Source organism: Streptomyces mobaraensis, assembly GCF_020099395.1.
Classification (GTDB): Bacteria; Actinomycetota; Actinomycetes; order Streptomycetales; family Streptomycetaceae; genus Streptomyces.
Map to the genome: position 1 here is coordinate 6,232,929 of NZ_CP083590.1, position 18,023 is coordinate 6,250,951.

Annotated in this window: 16 protein-coding genes, 2 tRNA genes and 1 pseudogene; 13 read left to right on the plus strand and 6 right to left on the minus strand. The window is 72.8% G+C overall.

The window, feature by feature from the left end; genetic code table 11:
• Nucleotides 1–26 precede the first annotated feature (26 nt).
• Nucleotides 27–845 carry a GNAT family N-acetyltransferase gene (locus K7I03_RS27595; protein ID WP_185945897.1) on the plus strand — a complete coding sequence of 273 codons (819 nt, stop codon included), beginning with the start codon at nt 27–29 and terminating at the stop codon, nt 843–845.
• Between the two features lie 29 nt (nt 846–874).
• Here the strand turns inward: K7I03_RS27595 and K7I03_RS27600 are convergent, their stop codons facing one another.
• The gene (locus K7I03_RS27600) at nt 875–1,411 is read right to left on the minus strand and encodes a DsbA family protein (protein WP_185945898.1); all 537 of its coding nucleotides are present in this window, start codon (nt 1,409–1,411) and stop codon (nt 875–877) included.
• A gap of 210 nt (nt 1,412–1,621) precedes the next feature.
• On the opposite strand from K7I03_RS27600, the gene K7I03_RS27605 reads away from it, so the two are divergent.
• Together K7I03_RS27605 and K7I03_RS27610 are read left to right on the plus strand one after the other, a co-directional pair.
• Nucleotides 1,622–2,062 (plus strand): hypothetical protein, encoded by a 441-nt coding sequence (locus tag K7I03_RS27605; RefSeq protein ID WP_185945899.1) that lies wholly within the window; start codon nt 1,622–1,624, stop codon nt 2,060–2,062.
• A 59-nt stretch (nt 2,063–2,121) separates the two neighbouring features.
• A complete protein-coding gene (locus tag K7I03_RS27610; RefSeq protein ID WP_185945901.1) occupies nt 2,122–2,319 on the plus strand; it encodes a hypothetical protein in 198 nt (65 codons plus the stop codon).
• Nucleotides 2,320–2,335: 16 nt separating this feature from the next.
• On the opposite strand, the gene K7I03_RS27615 is transcribed toward K7I03_RS27610, so the two are convergent.
• Together K7I03_RS27615 and K7I03_RS27620 are read right to left on the minus strand one after the other, a co-directional pair.
• On the minus strand, nt 2,336–2,905 hold the full coding sequence (locus K7I03_RS27615) for a CGNR zinc finger domain-containing protein (RefSeq protein ID WP_185945900.1): 570 nt from the start codon (nt 2,903–2,905) through the stop codon (nt 2,336–2,338).
• A gap of 233 nt (nt 2,906–3,138) precedes the next feature.
• On the minus strand, nt 3,139–3,552 hold the full coding sequence (locus K7I03_RS27620; protein WP_004942301.1) for an SsgA family sporulation/cell division regulator: 414 nt from the start codon (nt 3,550–3,552) through the stop codon (nt 3,139–3,141).
• Nucleotides 3,553–3,841: 289 nt separating this feature from the next.
• On the opposite strand from K7I03_RS27620, the gene K7I03_RS27625 reads away from it, so the two are divergent.
• Nucleotides 3,842–3,913, plus strand: a tRNA-Val gene (locus K7I03_RS27625).
• Between the two features lie 339 nt (nt 3,914–4,252).
• A tRNA-Val gene (locus tag K7I03_RS27630) sits at nt 4,253–4,324 on the plus strand.
• Nucleotides 4,325–4,365: 41 nt separating this feature from the next.
• On the opposite strand, the gene K7I03_RS27635 is transcribed toward K7I03_RS27630, so the two are convergent.
• Nucleotides 4,366–5,091, minus strand: a complete 726-nt coding sequence (locus K7I03_RS27635) for an exonuclease domain-containing protein (protein WP_185943578.1) — start codon at nt 5,089–5,091, stop codon at nt 4,366–4,368.
• 166 nt (nt 5,092–5,257) lie between these two features.
• On the opposite strand from K7I03_RS27635, the gene K7I03_RS27640 reads away from it, so the two are divergent.
• The 6 genes from K7I03_RS27640 to K7I03_RS27665 all read left to right on the plus strand — a co-directional run bounded on the left by K7I03_RS27640 (nt 5,258) and on the right by K7I03_RS27665 (nt 11,854).
• The gene (locus tag K7I03_RS27640; protein ID WP_185943577.1) at nt 5,258–5,860 is read left to right on the plus strand and encodes a DUF4365 domain-containing protein; all 603 of its coding nucleotides are present in this window, start codon (nt 5,258–5,260) and stop codon (nt 5,858–5,860) included.
• Nucleotides 5,860–7,026 carry a hypothetical protein gene (locus tag K7I03_RS27645; protein WP_185943576.1) on the plus strand — a complete coding sequence of 389 codons (1,167 nt, stop codon included), beginning with the start codon at nt 5,860–5,862 and terminating at the stop codon, nt 7,024–7,026. Before K7I03_RS27640 ends, K7I03_RS27645 begins: the two co-directional genes overlap by 1 nt.
• A gap of 81 nt (nt 7,027–7,107) precedes the next feature.
• Nucleotides 7,108–9,084, plus strand: a complete 1,977-nt coding sequence (thrS, locus tag K7I03_RS27650) for a threonine--tRNA ligase (protein WP_185943575.1) — start codon at nt 7,108–7,110, stop codon at nt 9,082–9,084.
• A 68-nt stretch (nt 9,085–9,152) separates the two neighbouring features.
• Nucleotides 9,153–9,713 carry an HIT family protein gene (locus K7I03_RS27655; protein ID WP_185943574.1) on the plus strand — a complete coding sequence of 187 codons (561 nt, stop codon included), beginning with the start codon at nt 9,153–9,155 and terminating at the stop codon, nt 9,711–9,713.
• A gap of 96 nt (nt 9,714–9,809) precedes the next feature.
• Nucleotides 9,810–10,598 (plus strand): polysaccharide deacetylase family protein, encoded by a 789-nt coding sequence (locus tag K7I03_RS27660; protein ID WP_224347243.1) that lies wholly within the window; start codon nt 9,810–9,812, stop codon nt 10,596–10,598.
• Nucleotides 10,598–11,854: a YVTN family beta-propeller repeat protein gene (locus K7I03_RS27665; protein ID WP_445195088.1), complete on the plus strand. Its 1,257-nt coding sequence runs from the start codon at nt 10,598–10,600 to the stop codon at nt 11,852–11,854. Before K7I03_RS27660 ends, K7I03_RS27665 begins: the two co-directional genes overlap by 1 nt.
• Before the next feature lie 16 nt (nt 11,855–11,870).
• On the opposite strand, the gene K7I03_RS27670 is transcribed toward K7I03_RS27665, so the two are convergent.
• Together K7I03_RS27670 and K7I03_RS27675 are read right to left on the minus strand one after the other, a co-directional pair.
• Entirely contained in the window at nt 11,871–13,520 is a 1,650-nt protein-coding gene (locus K7I03_RS27670) for a hypothetical protein (protein WP_185943573.1), read from the minus strand.
• A gap of 183 nt (nt 13,521–13,703) precedes the next feature.
• Nucleotides 13,704–15,917, minus strand: coding sequence for an elongation factor G-like protein EF-G2 (locus tag K7I03_RS27675; RefSeq protein WP_185943572.1), 2,214 nt, complete (start codon nt 15,915–15,917; stop codon nt 13,704–13,706).
• Nucleotides 15,918–16,268: 351 nt separating this feature from the next.
• Here K7I03_RS27675 and pgsA point away from each other — a divergent pair, with 351 nt between their 5' ends.
• Complete coding sequence (gene pgsA / locus K7I03_RS27680; protein ID WP_185943571.1) at nt 16,269–16,934, plus strand: phosphatidylinositol phosphate synthase; 666 nt, start codon at nt 16,269–16,271, stop codon at nt 16,932–16,934.
• Nucleotides 16,931–17,827 (plus strand): annotated as a pseudogene (locus tag K7I03_RS27685) (phosphatidylinositol mannoside acyltransferase); the annotation flags it as partial. The gene pgsA and the pseudogene K7I03_RS27685, both read left to right, overlap by 4 nt.
• Between the last annotated feature and the right edge of the window lie 196 nt (nt 17,828–18,023).

The following is an 18,023-nucleotide window of genomic DNA, read 5'->3' on the forward strand; positions in this document are numbered from 1 at the left end:
CCCCGGCGCATGGGTAGAACAGCGGCATGACCACCACCCTGCGCCCCACGGCACCCGAGCAGCGCACCGACGGCGGCCACCGCCGCCGCGGCTACGAGATCTGCGTCAACGGCAGGCCCGTCGGCGACGCCGAGCTCGCCACCCACCCCCGCTTCGGCCCCCGGGCCGGCTCCATAGAGCGGCTCTTCGTCCGGGAGGGCGAACGCCGCAGGGGCCGCGGCACGGTCGCCGCCCTCGCGGCCGAGGAGGTGCTGCGCGGCTGGGGCTGCCACTGGGTGGGCGTCGGGGTCCCCGCCGGGGACACGGCCGTGCTCGGCCTGGTGACCGCCCTCGGCTACACCGAGCGCAGCCGGAACATGGCCAAGGCGCTCACCGCGCCGCCCGCCCTGCCCGCCGGGAGCGAGGCCCGCCCCATGGACGACGATCGCTTCCCGGCGTGGCTCGCCGAGGAGAAGGAGGGCTACGTCGAGTCGCTGACCGAACGCGGCGTGCCCCGGGCCGAGGCCGAGGCCAAGTGCGACGCCGACCACGCGGCCCTGCTGCCGCACGCCGGCGCGACCCCCGGCGTCGCCCTCCGCGTCCTCGCCCACGAGGGCGCCGACGTCGGAACCCTCTGGCTGAGCACGCACGACGGCATCGGCTACGTCTTCGACGTGAGGGTGGCACCGGAACACCGCGGCCGGGGGCACGGCCGCACCCTGATGCTCGTCGCCGAACGCGAGGCCCTCGCCATGGGGCACGACCGCATCGGCCTCAACGTCTTCGCCGGCAACACCCCGGCCCGGCGGCTCTACGAGTCCCTGGGCTACGCGACCACGAACCTGTACTTCCACAAGACGCTGTGAGGCGGAGGGCGCGCCTCCGCCCGCGTCGGCTAGCCGGCCAGCAAGCGGTCCGCGATCTCCTCGATCCGCCCCCGCAGCCCGTCCTGGCTCTTCCCGCCGTCCAGCCGCTCACCGCCGATGACGTACGTCGGGGTACCCGTCACCCCGATCGCCTTGCCCTCGGCCTGGTCGGCGTCGACGATCAGCAGGTGCCGGCCGTCGATCAGCGCGGTGTCCACCTCCTCGGCGTCCACCCCGAGCCCGGCCGCCACCTCCACCAGCACGGCCTCGCCGCGCTCGCCCAGCTCCCCGGCGCGCGCCAGCACGGCCTCCGCGAACTCCCAGCCCCGGCCCTGCTCGGCCGCCTCCTCGGCGGCCTGCGCGGCGGCGAAGGCGTGCCGGTGCTTCTCCAGCGGGAAGTGCCGCAGCCGGACGTCCAGCCGGTCGCCGTAACGGGCCCGCAGCGCCCGCAGGTCCTCCAGGGCGGCGTGGCAGTCGGGGCACTGGAGGTCGCACCAGACATCGAGAACGGCGGGAACGGCCGGGTCGGCGGACGACGCGGCGGAAGGGCTGTTGGACTCGCTCATGCCCCCAGTCTCCCAGCCCGGCCGGGAGACCGGCCCGGGGAGCCCCGACCAAGGAACACCCGGCCCTGAGCCGGCCCCGAGTCGACCCTGAGGAGGAGAGCCCTCAGGGGACAACCCGGAGTTCTCCCTGATCCCCGCCCCCCGTCGTGGCTTCCGGACCGTCACCCGGTGCAGGATGGACACAGGAGCCCCCATCGGCAGGAGGACCGGATGCTGACCTCGACCGTTTGCGCCGCGGTGTCCGCGGGCGGCCTGGGCATCGCCCTGCTGACGGCCTACCGCAAGCGCTTCCTCGCCGCGACCCGCATCGCGGCCTTCGCCCTGATCCCCATCGGCCTCGTCATGACCGGGATCATCGACTGGGTCACCGACCTGGTCTTCAAGCCGACCGTCTGGGCCGGCTTCGGCGTCCTCGCCCTCTCGGCCCTGCTCTTCCTGGTGAGCCGGGCCGCCGAGCGGCGCCGCTCCGGAGGCCACGACCTGCCCCCGGCAGGCGGCCCCGACGCCCTGACGCCCGGCGCCCCCGCGATAGGCGCGCCCGCGGGCCGGCCGGCGGACCGCCCGAAGGGGCGCTCCGGGACGAAGGGGCGGAAGGATACCGGAGGAGAGTTCGACGACATCGAGGCAATCCTCAAAAAGCACGGGATCTGACGAACACCTCCACACGATCGGCCCGTTGACGGAACGCGCTGCGCCATCATCTGCCGGAGATGAACGACGAACCGGCCGAGATGACCGCGGAACTGACCGCAGACCTGTCCGACCTGAACGACCTCGACCTGAGCGACCTCGCCAAGGAACCGCGAGGCTGCCTCTTCGCCCTCTCCCAGCCACCCCTGATGCTGTTCCTCGCCTTCGTGGCGACGCTGATCCTGGCGACCGCGGTCCACGACCTCTACCGGTGGTGAGCCGTGGGCAGCCCGCTCAGTCGGCCGCGCCGCGCCGCCGGGCCCGGTACGCGGCCACATGCAGCCGATTCCCGCAGGTCCGGCCGTCGCAGTAGCGGCGGGACCGGTTCCGTGACAGATCCACGAAGGCCCGCCCGCAGCCCGGCGCCCCACAGCGCCGCAGCCGCTCGCGCTCGCCCGCCACCAGGAGGAACGCCAGCGCCATCCCGCCGTCGGCCGCCAGGTGCTCGGCGAGCGAGGCCCCCGGCGCGAAGTAGTGCACGTGCCAGTCGTAACCGTCGTGATCGGTGAGCCGGGGCGTGGTGCCCGCCTCGGCGACCAGGGCGTTGAGCAGCTCGGCGGCCTCCGCCGTGCCCTCGGTGTCGAAGACCCGGGCGAAACGCCCCCTGAGCTCCCGCACGGCCCGCAGATCGCCCTCGTCCAGCTCTCCCACCCCGCTGATGTCGTGCCGCTCCACGAAGGCCCGCAGCGCGGCCACGTCCGGCAGCCCGTCGTCCCTGACGGCGGCCGGCGCCCCCGCGGGGGAGCTGTTGAGCAGGTCGACGACGGCGTCGAGCGCGCACCCGGTGTCGTGATTGATCAGCACGGTTGGTTCGCTCCCTGGCCCGGCCGGCGGGGCGGCAACTTGTTCGACGGTGGGCACCGACCTTACTGGCTCCGGGGGAAACGCCACACGGCCGCGCCGTCGGCCACGGTGGTCTCCGCGGCGGCGGCGCGGCCGTGCGACGGCTGCGCGAGGGACGTGTCAGCGGGACGGGACGCGCGCCGCCTCCCCGAGTGGGCGGCGCGCAGGGACCGGACCTCCTGGTGTGGACCGCCTCAGCTCTCCGCCAGGATGTGGGAGAGCTCGGTGTCCAGGTCGAAGTGCCGGTGCTCGGTACCGGGCGGGACGGCGGCGTCGGTCCGCTTCAGGAACGACTCCAGGGCTCGCGCCGGCGCCTCCAGCAGGGCCTCGCCCTCCGGAGAGCTGAGCGCGATGCACACGACGCCCTGACCGTGGCTGCGGGACGGCCAGACGCGGACGTCGCCGGTGCCGGTGGGCCGGTGCAGACCCTCGGCGAGCAGGTCCCGGGCGAAGACCCACTCGACCGTTTCCTCGGCTCCGGTGTGGAAGGTGGCGTGTACGGCATACGGATCGGAAGTGTCGTACCGCAGACCTGCGGGTACAGGCAGTGACGATTCGCTCGACACAACGAGGCGCAGGTGCAGCTCACAGCTGACCGTGGTGTTCATAAGCGCCAGGGCCTTTCGCTCAGTGTGCGCTCGGGGATTCGCACGTCGGCGAAATCGACATGCCACCTACGGTGCCGTTGTAAACCCCTCTGACCGTTTTGGGATCCTTCGGATACCTCGTACGGCCGAGCCGTCGCGCTCCGCGTACGGCCGTTCCGGTGAGTTCCGTCAAGGGCGCGCCCCGGCCCCTTCATCACCCAGGGTGACGTCCCGTGACCGGCTCCGGCCCGGGCGTCCCGGCGGTGGTTCTGGGTGCCGCCTGACATGCGGTAATGTTTGCGGTGCGCCCGGGCGATTAGCTCAGCGGGAGAGCGCTTCGTTCACACCGAAGAGGTCACTGGTTCGATCCCAGTATCGCCCACATCCCACCCGTGGTCCGCGAGGCAAGCCTTCGTGGACCACGGGTGTTTTGTCGTGCCCCGGTCCCACCTCTTCGCCGTCTCCTGGGGCTGCGCCCCCGACCCCCTTGTCCTCAAACTCCCCCAGAGGGGGTACCCCCAACGGGCTGAAATCAGCCCGTCCGGCGTTTGAGGACAGCGCGCGCAGCGCGCTTCGGGGGTGCGGGGGCTCGCCCCCGCAAGAAACGGTGAAAGGGCGGGACAGGGGCACACCCCTCCGCCCCCCCGGCCGGAATTTGATGGAGGGCCGCTCCGACCTGTATTGTTCAGTGCGTTCCCGGGGGCAACCCCGAGAAACTCCCGGGCGATTAGCTCAGCGGGAGAGCGCTTCGTTCACACCGAAGAGGTCACTGGTTCGATCCCAGTATCGCCCACACACCACGAGGCCGGTCCTTCACCAGAAGGACCGGCCTCGTCATGCTGCCGAAGGCAACTCCGCCCGCACCGGCCACGCCGGATCGCACTGCTCCTCCGAGCCGTTCCTCGCGAACCACGCCTGGAGCCCGCGTGCCTGCGCCGCGTGCCACACCGCCTGCCGCGCGTGCAGCTCGGCCACGCTCAGCCGTTCCAGCCGGACCGCGAACCGCTGCCCTATCGCCCGGGCCACCGCCATCGCGGCGGTCGCGTCCGCCGCCGCGTCGTGAGCGCCCGTCAGCTCGACCCCGTACTGGGCGCACAGGTCGGACAGTGTCCGGCGGCCCTTGCGGTAGCGGTCCAGGTGCTTGTCCAGTACCCAGGGGTCGAGGACGCAGAGCGGTGCGGACCCCAGGTACGCCGCGAGGGACGCGGCGCGGTGCCGGCGCAACTCCCGGTCCAGCAGCGTCAGGTCGAACGGCGCGTTCATCACCACCAGGGGGGTCCCCGACGCCGACTGCTCGGCCAGGGCCCGGGCCACCTCCTCCATCACCGGTGCGGGCCACCGCCCGAACCGCTGGAGGTGCACGTCCGTCAGCCCGTGTATCGCCGTGGCGCCCTCCGGCACCGGGACGCCCGGATTGACCAGCCAACGGGTGACCGCCGGCGAGGCCCCCGCCCGTGACTGCACCACCAGGGCGGCGGACACGATGCGGTCGTGCTCGACGTCCACCCCGGTGGTCTCCGTGTCGAAGGCGGCGAGCGGCCCCTCGAACCAGCTCGGCATGTCACAACTCCTCGCGCTTGACCGGAATTTGGCGTGAATCCCCTCCCTCCGTCGAGTGATACCCGGTCTCAGTGCGGCCCGAACCGCCCTTGTTTGCGAAGGAGTTCGGGTGGAGACAACAGCGGTGTAGGCACCGGTGGACGTGCTCCCGGAAGGTGTTTCGGACATGGCCCTCATCCGGCCCGAACCGGCGGTTCCGACCGGCGGGCCACCCCGCGCCGAGGGGCGGCGCCCCCCGCACGGCCCTGCCCCGCCCCGCCGCGGCGCCCTCGCCGGCACCGCCTGCATGGAGACGCTCCAGATCGGCCATCTGCACGCCGTCGCCGCGGCGGCCGGCTGCACCCTCGCGCAGCCCTTCCCCGACCACGGCATCGACTGGCACGTCAGCCACACCGCCCCCGGGCACACCACCGATGACGAGGTCACCATCAAGGTGCAGCTCAAGGCCACCTACCAGGTGCCGCCCCGGCCGCCCGGCGCCACCTTCCCCTTCACGCTCGACAACGAGCACCTCGTCAAACTCGCCCGCACCCCCGTGGCCGTCCACCGCATCCTCGTCGTCATGCTCGTGCCCCGCGCCAGAGACGACTGGGTGCACGCGGACCACGACCGGCTCGCCGTGCGGCACTGCTGCTACTGGACCAACCTCGCCGGCCACCCGGTCACCGGCCGGCACAGAACCACCGTGCGGATCCCCACCGCGCACGTCTTCGACGACCACGCCCTCTGCGAGATCATGACGCGCGTCGGGGCGGGAGGGAGACCCTGATGCGACCGCCGGCCGACACACCCCGTCCCGCCGAACCCGCCGTTCTCGCCGCCCTGCTGGCCCGCCACGGCTGGCGCCGCCGCGGCGGAACCGCCGGACGCTACGGCCGCTGGACCCCGCCCCCGCCGAACGGCACCGGCGGCCCCAGCCTCCTCGTCCCCGAGGACCCCGCCCTCCCCGACGGCGCCGACCTCCTCGCCGAGGCCCGCACCGCCCTGGAACGCAGCGCCGACCCCACCGCCCGCCACATCCTCCTCGCCCTCGGCACCCCCGGCGACGAGATCCACTGCGAGTGCAGGACCCCCGCGCCCGACGCCGACTGGGCCGCCCAGGACCGGCTGCGCGCCGGCGTCCGCGCCCTGCTGACCGCCGGTGCCCTCGCGGCCCGCGCGGCCGCCGGCCACCACGGCGCCCGCCACCGCCGCACGGCCGAGGCCGCCCTCGCCGGGCTGCTGCTCGGTCCCGCGAGCTCGGCCCGCGAACTGACCGTCCTCACCCCGCTGGGCCCCGGTCCGGCCTACGGCCGCCCGTCCGTGGCCGCCCTGCTCACCGCGCTGTACGCCGCGCGCGACGCCACCGACTACCAGCGCGCCACCGGCCGTACCGACGCGTTCGCCGCCGCCGTGCGGGCGGGCGTCTGCCGGGAGCTGACCGAGGCCCTCGTCGCGCTGGTGACCGGGACCGAGGGGATCCGCGTCCGGTTCCACTGGGCCCCCGTCGCCGGGCCCCCGTCCGGACACCCGGCCCACCCCGAGCCGGTGGAGTTCTCCCCCGGGGACCTGCCCGTCCTGCGCGCCGCGAGCGCCCGCTATCTGCACGGTGAACCCGCCGTCCCCGTCCGCCTCACCGGCACCGTGGCCCACCTGTGGCGCGAGACCCCGGGCGGCGGCGGCAGTGTGCGGCTCCGGGTGCTCTCCGGGGCGGACGTCGCGGAAGTCCGCGCCGACCTCGGCGAGACGGACTACCGCGCCGCCGGGCATGCCCACCTCGCGGGCCGGCCCGTACGCCTCGACGGCCGGCTGGAGAGCGGCGGCGGTTTCCGCCGGCTCGCCGGCGCCGGGGGAGTGCTGCCCCTGCCGGTGGACGACGCCGAACGGGAGCGGCTGCTGAAGGCCCTGCACGCCGACCCGGACGGCTTCGGGGCCCGGGACGGCGGCGGCGTCTGACCGTTTAGCGGCCCGGCCGCCGGGCTCGGTACGATTCAGACGCGCAGCGTCCGCTGCCGTGCCCAGAGTCAGGAGAGTCCGGTGTCAGACGTCCGTGTGATCATCCAACGCGATTCCGAGCGGGAAGAGCGCGTGGTGACGACGGGCACCACCGCGGCCGACCTCTTCGCCGGCGAGCGCACCATCGTCGCGGCGCGGGTGGCGGGTCAGCTGAAGGACCTGGCGTACGAGGTCGCGGACGGCGACGAGGTGGAGCCGGTCGAGATCTCGTCCCCGGACGGCCTCGACATCCTCCGCCACTCGACCGCGCACGTCATGGCCCAGGCCGTGCAGGAGCTCTTCCCCGAGGCCAAGCTGGGCATCGGCCCGCCGGTCAAGGACGGCTTCTACTACGACTTCGACGTCGAGAAGCCCTTCACCCCCGACGATCTCAAGCTCATCGAGAAGAAGATGCAGGAGATCCAGAAGCGGGGCCAGCGCTTCTCCCGCCGTGTCGTCACCGACGAGGCCGCCCGCGAGGAGCTCGCCGGCGAGCCCTACAAGCTGGAGCTGATCGGCCTCAAGGGCTCCGCCTCCCAGGAGGACGGCGCCAACGTCGAGGTGGGCGCCGGCGAGCTCACCATCTACGACAACCTGGACGCGAAGACCGGCGAGCTGTGCTGGAAGGACCTCTGCCGGGGCCCGCACCTGCCGACCACCCGGTTCATCCCGGCGTTCAAGCTGATGCGCAACGCCGCCGCGTACTGGCGCGGCAGCGAGCGGAACCCCATGCTCCAGCGCATCTACGGCACCGCGTGGCCGACCAAGGACGAGCTGAAGGCGCACCTGGAGTTCCTCGCCGAGGCCGAGAAGCGGGACCACCGCCGGCTGGGCTCCGAGCTGGACCTCTTCTCCATCCCGGAGCAGATCGGCTCGGGCCTTGCGGTCTTCCATCCCAAGGGCGGCATCATCCGCCGGGTCATGGAGGACTACTCGCGCCGCCGGCACGAGGAGGAGGGGTACGAGTTCGTCTACACCCCGCACGCCACCAAGTCGAAGCTGTTCGAGACCTCGGGCCACCTGGACTGGTACGCCGACGGCATGTACCCGCCCATGCAGCTCGACGAGGGCGTGGACTACTACCTCAAGCCCATGAACTGCCCCATGCACAACCTGATCTTCGATGCGCGGGGCCGCTCGTACCGGGAACTCCCGCTGCGCTTCTTCGAGTTCGGGACCGTCTACCGGTACGAGAAGTCGGGCGTCGTGCACGGCCTGACCCGCGCCCGGGGCTTCACCCAGGACGACGCGCACATCTACTGCACCCGCGAGCAGATGGCGGAGGAGCTGGACCGGACGCTCACCTTCGTCCTGGACCTGCTGCGCGACTACGGTCTGAACGACTTCTACCTGGAGCTCTCCACCAAGGACCCGGAGAAGTTCGTCGGGTCGGACGAGGCGTGGGAAGAGGCCACGGAGACCCTCCGCAAGGTCGCCGAGAAGCAGGGCCTGGAGCTCGTCGCCGACCCGGGCGGCGCGGCCTTCTACGGCCCGAAGATCTCCGTCCAGGCGAAGGACGCGATCGGCCGGACCTGGCAGATGTCGACGATCCAGCTCGACTTCAACCTGCCGGAGCGCTTCGAGCTGGAGTACACCTCGGCCGACGGCACCAAGCAGCGTCCGGTCATGATCCACCGTGCGCTGTTCGGTTCGATCGAGCGCTTCTTCGCGGTGCTGCTGGAGCACTACGCGGGCGCCTTCCCGGCGTGGCTGGCCCCCGTCCAGGCGACCGGCATCCCGATCGGCGACGCCCACGTGCCGTACCTCCAGGAGTTCGCCGCCGAGGCGAAGAAGAAGGGCCTGCGGGTGGAGGTGGACGCCTCCTCGGACCGGATGCAGAAGAAGATCCGCAACGCCCAGAAGTCCAAGGTCCCGTTCATGATCATCGCTGGTGACGAGGACGTGGCCAACGGCGCCGTCTCCTTCCGCTACCGCGACGGTTCGCAGAAGAACGGCATCCCGAAGGACGAGGCCCTGGCTGAGCTCCTCGATGTCGTGGAGCGCCGCGTCCAGGTGTGACGGGTTCCGGTGTGTGACGAGGGGCGGCCCCCACAGGGCCGCCCCTCGCCGCGTCCCCGCCAAGGAATATGCTGCTCACCATGACGAGTGAGCCGGAGCAGCAGATCGGAGTCGGGTCCCCGGACGCCTTCCAGCGCCTGTGGACGCCCCACCGGATGGCCTACATCCAGGGGGAGAACAAGCCCAGCGGGCCCGGTGCCGGCGACGGCTGCCCGTTCTGCTCCATTCCGGAGAAGTCGGACGAGGACGGGCTGATCGTCGCCCGGGGCGAGCGCGTCTACGCGGTGCTCAACCTCTACCCGTACAACGGCGGGCACCTGATGGTCGTCCCGTTCCGGCATGTCGCCGACTACACGGAGCTCGACGCGGCGGAGACGGCCGAGCTGGCCGACTTCACCAAGCGGGCGATGCGGGCGCTGCGCGAGGCGTCCGGGGCGCACGGGTTCAACATCGGGATGAACCAGGGGGGCGTCGCGGGGGCGGGGATCGCCGCGCACCTGCACCAGCACGTCGTCCCCCGTTGGGGCGGGGACACCAATTTCCTGCCGGTCATCGGCCACACCAAGGTGCTGCCCCAACTCCTCGCCGACACGCGGAAGATGCTGGCCGACGCCTGGCCGGAGGCGTAGCCGCCGGGGTGCCGGCCGGGGGTGCGGCGGGGACACGCGCCGGCCCCATGAGTCGGAAATCACCACAAAACCGTACAAAAAGGCTCTAATGGTGCGGTGACCTTCCCGCATCGCCGTACCCTGCTGCGCGCAGCCGCGAGCGGTGTCCTCGCCGGACTGGCGGGGGCACCGCTCGTCGGCTGTGACGAGGAGCGCCGTTCCGCCGCCGGGGCGCGGGCGTCCGAAGGGGCGGCGCCGCCGGGGTCCGTCGCCCGTCCGCCCGCCCTGCCGCCGCTGCCGGCCGGACTGCCCGCGCAGATCGAGAACGGGCCGCGCGACCGCAAGGCCGTCGCCCTCACCTTCCACGGCCGGGGCGACGCGGGCACCGCGACCGGCTGCCTGGCCGAGGCCGAACGGGCGGGGGCGCGGGTGACCGTGCTGGCGGTGGGGGACTGGCTGGACGCCCAGCCGCGCCTGGCCCGCCGGGTGCTGGACGGCGGGCATGAACTCGGCAACCACACCATGCGCCACCTGGACATCTGCTCGATGAGCGCCACGGCCGCGTACGCCGAGATCACCGAGTGCGCGGAGCGGCTGCGCCGGCTGACCGGCGGTATCGGGCGCTGGTTCCGGCCGTCGAAGACGCGGCTCGCCACCGAGCAGGTGGTGGCGCTGGCGCGCAGGGCGGGGTACCCGCACCTTCTGTCGTACGACGTCGACTCCCTCGACTTCACCGATCCGGGCGCGGCGGCCGTCGAGCGCGCCGTCCTGGACGGGGTGCGTCCGGGGTCGGTGGTGAGTCTGCACTTCGGGCACGCCGGCACGGTGGCCGCGCTGCCCGCGATCCTCGACGGCCTGCACCGCCGCGGTCTGCGTGCGGTGACGACTTCGGAGCTGCTGACCTGATGATCCAGTTCTCGCACGTCCGTCCCCGTCTCCGTCCTCTTCTCCGCCCCGGTGACCGTCCCCGCCCGCGCCGGCTGCCGCGCGGGCTCCGCAGGATCGCGGTGCTCACCGCCGGCGGGGTGCTGCTGGCCGCGGCCGGCTGCGGCGGCGGCAGCAGCGACGAGGCCGCCGGGCGCCGTCCGCACCACGAGCAGCAGCGGCAGGGCGCGGCGCGCGGGGTGCCGCAGGGGCTGCCGGGGATGCCGCCGTTGCTGGACCCGAACGACGTGTACGCGGCGGACCGGCCGAACGCGCTGTCCCCGGTGGTGAAGGACTTCCCGTCCCGGGTGTACGTGCCGAACACGGAGTCGGACACGGTCAGCGTCATCGACCCCACGACGTACAAGGTGATCGAGACGATCCCGGTGGGGTCGCAGCCGCAGCACGTGGTGCCGTCGTGGGACCTGAAGACGCTGTGGGTCAACAACGACCGGGGGCACACGCTGACGCCGATCGACCCGGCGACGGGCCGGGCGGGCAAGACCGTGCCGGTGCACGACCCGTACAACCTCTACTTCACGCCGGACGGCAAGTACGCGGTGGTGATGGCGTCGATGGACCGGGAGCTGGTGTTCCGGGACGCGCACACCATGAAGCGGAAGAAGACGGTTCCGGTGAGCTGCCTGGGCGTCAACCACGCGGACTTCTCGCCGGACGGGCGGTACTTCATCGTCTCCTGCGAGTTCTCGGGCGAGCTGCTGAAGGTCGACACGGAGAAGATGAAGGTCATCGGGCAGCAGAAGCTGCCGTTCGACGGGGCGATGCCGCAGGACGTGAAGATCGCCTCGGACGGGCGGACCTGGTACGTCGCCGACATGATGGCCGACGGGCTGTGGGTGCTGGACGGGGACAAGTTCACCGAGCCGTGGCTGATGCCCACCGGCAAGGGAGCGCACGGCCTCTATGTGAGCCGGGACTCCAAGTCGATGTACATCTCCAACCGGGGCGAGGGCTCGATCTCCGTGCTCGACCTGAAGAGCCGCAAGCTGGTGCACAAGTGGGAGCTGCCGGACGGCGGCAGCCCGGACATGGGCGGGGTGTCGGCGGACGGCAAGGTGCTCTGGCTGTCCGGGCGGTACAACAGCGAGGTGTACGCGATCGACACCACGGACGGGCACCAGATCGCGCGCATCCCCGTGGGCGCGGGGCCGCACGGGCTCGCCGTCTACCCGCAGCCCGGGCGGTACTCGCTGGGGCACACCGGGATCTTCCGGTGAGCCCTACCGCGTCCGACTACGCGTTGTAGACGTCGGCCTGACGGGGTGACAGGTCCTGGACGGCGCCGCTGAGGTTGCCGGCGCGGCTGCTGAAGCGCTCGGTGTTCACCCCGTGTTCGGCGAGGAAGCGCACGGCGGTCTCGTGCACCACGCGGAGGACGGGGGTGGCGGCCCGCAGGGCGTCGTCGGCCATGAAGCGGTGGCGCCAGGGCTTGTCGGCCCAGGCGTGCCGCAGGCCGAAGGGCTCGGGGAGGACGAGCTTGCCGCCCCAGTACTCCAGCAGCGGCGGGTACCAGGTCAGGGGGGCGCGGGCGGCCAGCCGGACGACCTCGCGGGCCTCGACGACGGGGAGTTGGCGCTCCCAGGTCTCCCAGAACTTGAGGCCCTTGCGGAAGGTCTTGGTGCGGTTCTTCGGCTTCCCGTTGAAGACCGGGTGGATCGGGCCGAGGGCGTGGCCGGTGACCTCGATGCGCAGCGTCTTGTGCAGGACGGTCACGTTGATGAGCAGGGTGATGACCAACTGGCCGTCCCAGAGGACGAACTGGACGCCGAGGTAGTGGCGGTCGCCGCTGCCGAAGTGCTGCTCGTTGCAGATCTTCTGGAGGGCGGCGCCCCTTATCTGGAAGGAGGCGTCCGCACCGGCGGGCCGGGAGACGGCGCCGGCGCCCTCGCCGATGGGGGAGACCACCCAGTGCTCGACGAAGGGCGGGGTCAGGCCGCCGGTGTTGATGGGGGTGCGTTCGAGCAGGCGCAGCTGGTCGTGGACGGCGCGCATGATGTCCCAGCTGCGGAAGGGGTGGATCTCCTTGTCGGGGTCGGCGGGGGCCAGTTCCTCGGCGAGCTGCCAGCTGCCCCAGCGGGTGCCCATGCCGAGTATGCCCTTGGGGCCGGCGTAGAAGACGACGTTGCTCTTCTGCTCGGCGGAGAGGCGCTCCAGGTTCTGCCGGAGCTGTTCGGCGGCGCTCTCGCCGGGGTTCTTGGGGACGGCCTCGGGGATCTTGGCGCCGATGCCGCCGCCGTCCAGCAGGCCGGTCCAGCGGCCGCGGAGGTCCTTGGCGGTGCGTTCGCAGATGGTCTTGGCCCAGGCCCAGCCGATGATGGGGGCGACCATCATGGCGCGGAGGTAGACGCCGAGGAAGCCGTGGAAGGGCATCTTGACCATGAGGACGGCGCCGAGGACGGCGAGGACCAGCAGGAGCGCGGTGCCGAGGGCGCCGATCCGCTTGTTCTGCGCGCCGGCGAGGGTGCGGCGGAGCTGGAAGACGCCGAGCCAGATGAGGACGCCGGGCAGGAAGAGCACGCCGAAGACCACCATGAGGACGGTCAGCCGGGCGTCGCGCTGTCTGCGGATGCGGCTGGCGGCGAGGCAGTGCTCGACGATGACCTGCGGTTCGGTGCCGAAGGACTGGATGAGCGGCTTCCGGCCGCCGCCGAGCATCCGCTGCTGCACGGCGCGGGCGAACGCCTCGCCGAGGTTGGGTTCGAAGAGGGAGATACGGGGCGGTTTGACGGAGGAGGTGGCCCAGTCGGAGTTGGCCTTGAGGAGCTCCTCCATCGGCCCGTCGCGGTAGGCGGCGGAGGCGAGCGCCTGCGTCGCCGCGGTCTGCCCCGCCCCGCCCGAGATGGGGATCTGGGCGCCCGGGCTGAAGTCGAACCCGTCTGTCACTGATGCCCCCCAAGGCGCACGCCGCTGCTGCGACGGCCCGGACCGGCTGTCCGCCCGCGCTCGTTGCCGGTGCGGTGGACGCCGGAGGGCCGCGTGCCCAGCGTAACGGTGCGGACCGTCGCCTGTCGCAGCACATGGGAAAGCCGCCCGCTCCGGAACGAGTTGGAGTGGGCGGCTTGTGAACTATGCGCCGTTCTGCTGCTGTTCGCGTACCCGCTCGGCGACCTGTTGCGGCATCGGCTCGTGCCGGGCGTACGAGCGGCTGAACCGCCCCGTGCCGTGCGACAGCGAGCGCAGGTCCACCGCGTACCGGCCGATCTCCAGCTCGGGCACCTCCGCGCGGATCAGCGTCCGGCCGCCCGGCGACTGCTCGGTGCCCACCACCCGGCCGCGCCGCCCGGACAGGTCGCTCATCACCGGGCCCACGAACTCGTCGGCGACCAGCACCCGTACCTCCGCGACCGGTTCCAGCAGGTGCACCCGGGCCGCGGCGGCCGCCTCGCGGAGGGCGAGGGCGCCGGCCGTCTGGAACGCCGCGTCGGACGAGTCCACCGAGTGCGCCTTGCCGTCGAGGAGGGTCACCCGGACGTCCACCAGCGGACAGCCGGCCACGACGCCCTTCACCGCCTGCGCCCGCACCCCCTTCTCCACGGAGGGGATGAACTGCCGCGGCACCGCCCCGCCGACCACCTTGTCCACGAACTCGATGCCCGAACCGCCGGGCAGCGGCTCCACCTCGATCTCGCAGATCGCGAACTGGCCGTGGCCGCCCGACTGCTTGACGTGCCGGCCGCGCCCGGCCGCCTTCCCGCCGAACGTCTCCCGCAGCTCCACCCGGTGCGGCACCACGTCGACCTGGACGCCGTAGCGGGAACGCAGCCGCTCCAGCGCCACGTCCCGGTGGGCCTCACCGAGGCACCAGAGGACGACCTGGTGGGTGTGGCGGTTGTGCTCCAGCCGCATCGTGGGATCCTCGGCGACCAGCCGGGACAGGCCCTGCGACAGCTTGTCCTCGTCCGCCTTGCTGTGCGCCTGGATGGCCACCGGCAGCAGCGGGTCGGGCATGAGCCAGGGCTCCATGCGCAGCGGCCGGGCGGGGGAGGAGAGGGTGTCGCCGGTCTCGGCCCGGGCCAGCTTGGCGACGCAGGCGATGTCGCCGGCGACGGCCTGGGGGAGCGGGCGCTGCTGCTTGCCGAACGGGGACGAGAGGGCGCCGACCCGCTCGTCCGCCTCGTGGTCCTCGTGCCCCCGGTCCGTGAGGCCGTGGCCCGAGACGTGCACGGTCTCGTCGGGGCGCAGGGTGCCCGAGAAGACGCGGACCAGCGAGATCCGGCCGACGTACGGGTCGGAGGCGGTCCTGATCACCTCGGCCGCGAGCGGACCGGCCGGGTCGCAGGACAGCGCGGGCAGCGGGGCGCCGTCGAGCCCGGTGACCGCCGGGATCTCGCGCTCGGCCGGGGTGGGGAAGCCGCCGGTGACCAGCTCCAGCAGCTCCACCGTGCCCAGCCCCTGGCGGGCGCCGTCCACGGCGGGGGCGGCGGGCAGCACGGGGTGGAACGAGCCGCGCGCCACCGCCCGTTCCAGATCCTCGATCAGGGTCTTGACGTCGATGTCCTCGCCGCCGAGGTAGCGGTCCATGAGGGTCTCGTCCTCGCTCTCGGCGATGATCCCCTCGATGAGCCGGTTGCGGGCCTCCTCCAGCACCGGCAGCAGGTCCGGGCCCGGCTCCGCCTCGGTGCGCTCGCCGGCCGCGTAGTCGAAGACGCGGCGGGACAGCAGACCGGTCAGGCCGGTGACGGGCCGGTGCCCGTCGGGGCCCTCGGGGCCGTGCACCGGGAGGTAGAGCGGCAGCACGCTCTCGGGGGAGTCGCCGCCGAAGACGGCGCGGCAGGTCTCCGTCATGGCGTCGAAGTCCGCCCGCGCCGCCTCCAGGTGCGTCACCACGATCGCGCGCGGCATGCCCACGGCCGCGCACTCCTCCCACAGGGCGCGGGTGGCGCCGGAGACGCCCTCGCCGCCCTCCGCCGCCGACACCACGAAGAGCGCGGCGTCGGCCGCCCGCAGCCCGGCCCGCAACTCCCCGACGAAGTCGGCGTAGCCGGGGGTGTCCAGCAGATTGATCCTGATGCCCGACCACTCCACCGGGACCACCGACAACTGCACCGAGCGCTGCTGGCGGTGCTCGATCTCGTCGTAGTCGGAGAGGGCGGCGCCGTCCTCGACCCGGCCCGCGCGGGTGACCGCGCCGGTGGCCAGGGCCAGTGCCTCCACGAGGGTCGTCTTGCCGGAACCGCTGTGGCCGACCAGCACCACGTTGCGTAGGTCGCCGGGCCGGTCGGCCGCCGCTGCTCTGCCGGCGGCCCCGGGGTGACCGGTGTGGTTCGTCTTCTCGCCCATGTGCCTCGCCTTCCGGTTGACACCTTGCGATCCTTCGAGCTTTCCACCGTGGTCACGCTGCGTCCATACGTCGCACACGGTGGCGCGACCGCCCGCCCCGGCGCGCGCCGCCGTCGGCGCTCCCCGGGGGAGCGCGGCCATTCGGGTGGCGCGCCCCGCCGTGCCGGGCCGTGCTCCGCCCCGCTCCGGCCCGCTCCGGCCGCGCGGAGATCCGTGGCGAGATCCGCGGAGTGATCCGTGCCATGGCCGAGGTGTCCGACGCGGGCGCGGCGGGCCGGTGCGGCCTGGCTACGATGGGCCAGCCGGTGGCCCTTCGGCCACGCGGCCCGCACACGACCCTCCGGGAAGGCCATGCTGAACAAGTACGCGCGTGCGTTCTTCACGCGTGTTCTCACGCCGTTCGCCGCCCTGCTCATCCGCCTCGGCGTCAGTCCCGACGCGGTGACCCTCATCGGTACCGGTGGTGTGGTGGCGGGAGCGCTGGTCTTCTACCCCATGGGCGAGTTCTTCTGGGGCACGGTCACCATCACCCTCTTCGTCTTCTCCGACCTGGTCGACGGCAACATGGCGCGGCAGCTCGGCCGCTCCAGCCGGTGGGGGGCGTTCCTCGACTCCACGCTGGACCGGGTGGCCGACGCGGCCATCTTCGGCGGCCTCGCCCTCTGGTACGCGAGCTACGAGGGGCACAGCATCCTGCTGTGCGCGGTGTCGATCTTCTGCCTCGCCAGCGGCCAGGTGGTGTCGTACACCAAGGCGCGCGGGGAGAGCATCGGCCTCCCGGTGAAGGTCAACGGTCTGGTCGAGCGGGCCGAGCGGCTGGTCATCTCGCTGGTGGCGTGCGGGCTCTCCGGGCTGCACGCGTTCGGCGTCCCGGGCATCCAGGTGCTGCTGCCGATCGCGTTGTGGATCGTGGCCGCGGGCAGTCTCGTGACACTGATCCAGCGCGTGGTGACCGTCCGCCGCGAGGCGGCCGAGGCGGACGCCGCGCTGCCGGCGGGAGGGGGAGAGACCGGGTGAAGGACCAGCTGACGGACGCCCTGTACGGGCTGGGGTGGGGTGCCGTCAAGCGGCTCCCGGAACCGGTGGCGACGCGGCTGGGCCGCGAGATCGCCGATGCCGCCTGGCGGCGGCGGGGCAAGGGGGTGCTCCGGCTGGAGGCCAACCTCGCCCGGGTCGTCCCCGACGCCTCGCCCGCCCGCCTCACCCGGCTGTCCCGGGAGGGCATGCGCTCCTACATGCGCTACTGGATGGAATCCTTCCGGCTGCCGGCCTGGAGCCGCGAGCGGGTCCGCGCCGGCTTCGCGCCCGAGGGCCTGCACCACCTGGAGAAGGCACTGGCCGACGGGCGCGGGGTGATCCTCGCCCTGCCCCACATGGGCAACTACGACCTGGCCGGCGCCTGGGTCACCACCCGGCTCGGCGTGCCCTTCACCACCGTCGCCGAGCGGCTGAAGCCGGAGTCGCTCTACGACCGCTTCGTCGCCTACCGCGAGGGCCTCGGTATGGAGGTCCTCCCGCACGCCGGGGGCACCGCCTTCGGCGTCCTCTCCCGCCGGCTGCGGTCCGGCGGGCTGGTCTGCCTGGTCGCCGACCGGGACCTGTCCGCCCACGGCATAGAGGTCTCCTTCTTCGGTGAACCCGCCAAGATGCCCGGCGGCCCGGCCCGGCTCGCCGTCCAGACCGGCGCCGTCCTGCTGCCCGTCACCCTCTGGTACGACCGCTCCCCGGTGCTCCAGGGGCGAGTGCACCCGCCCGTCGAGGTCCCGGAGACCGGCACCCGCCCGGAGAAGGCCGCCGTCATGACGCAGTCCCTGGCCGACGCGTTCGCCTCCGGCATCGCCGAGCACCCACAGGACTGGCACATGCTCCAGCGCCTCTGGCTCGCGGACCTGTCCCCGGCGGGGGACGGCGGGCCGGGCTCGGCTGTCGGGTCGGGTTCGGACGCCGGGTCGGGTTCGGACGTTGGGTCGGGCATGGCCGCCAAGGCGGGTTCGGACGCTGGGCCGGGCATGGCCGCCAAGGCGGGCTCGGACGCTGGGCCGGGCATGGCCGCCAAGGCGGGTTCGGACGTCGGCCTCCGCCCGGCCGTCGGCCCGGGAGCCGCCG

Coding starts and splice junctions, on each gene's coding strand:
- K7I03_RS27595 (WP_185945897.1), top strand. CDS start 27: ATGACCACCACCCTGCGCCCCACGGCACCCGAGCAGCGCACCGACGGC.
- K7I03_RS27600 (WP_185945898.1), bottom strand. CDS start 1,411: ATGAGCGAGTCCAACAGCCCTTCCGCCGCGTCGTCCGCCGACCCGGCC.
- K7I03_RS27605 (WP_185945899.1), top strand. CDS start 1,622: ATGCTGACCTCGACCGTTTGCGCCGCGGTGTCCGCGGGCGGCCTGGGC.
- K7I03_RS27610 (WP_185945901.1), top strand. CDS start 2,122: ATGAACGACGAACCGGCCGAGATGACCGCGGAACTGACCGCAGACCTG.
- K7I03_RS27620 (WP_004942301.1), bottom strand. CDS start 3,552: ATGAACACCACGGTCAGCTGTGAGCTGCACCTGCGCCTCGTTGTGTCG.
- K7I03_RS27635 (WP_185943578.1), bottom strand. CDS start 5,091: ATGCCGAGCTGGTTCGAGGGGCCGCTCGCCGCCTTCGACACGGAGACC.
- K7I03_RS27640 (WP_185943577.1), top strand. CDS start 5,258: ATGGCCCTCATCCGGCCCGAACCGGCGGTTCCGACCGGCGGGCCACCC.
- K7I03_RS27645 (WP_185943576.1), top strand. CDS start 5,860: ATGCGACCGCCGGCCGACACACCCCGTCCCGCCGAACCCGCCGTTCTC.
- K7I03_RS27655 (WP_185943574.1), top strand. CDS start 9,153: ATGCTGCTCACCATGACGAGTGAGCCGGAGCAGCAGATCGGAGTCGGG.
- K7I03_RS27665 (WP_445195088.1), top strand. CDS start 10,598: ATGATCCAGTTCTCGCACGTCCGTCCCCGTCTCCGTCCTCTTCTCCGC.
- K7I03_RS27675 (WP_185943572.1), bottom strand. CDS start 15,917: ATGGGCGAGAAGACGAACCACACCGGTCACCCCGGGGCCGCCGGCAGA.
- pgsA (WP_185943571.1), top strand. CDS start 16,269: ATGCTGAACAAGTACGCGCGTGCGTTCTTCACGCGTGTTCTCACGCCG.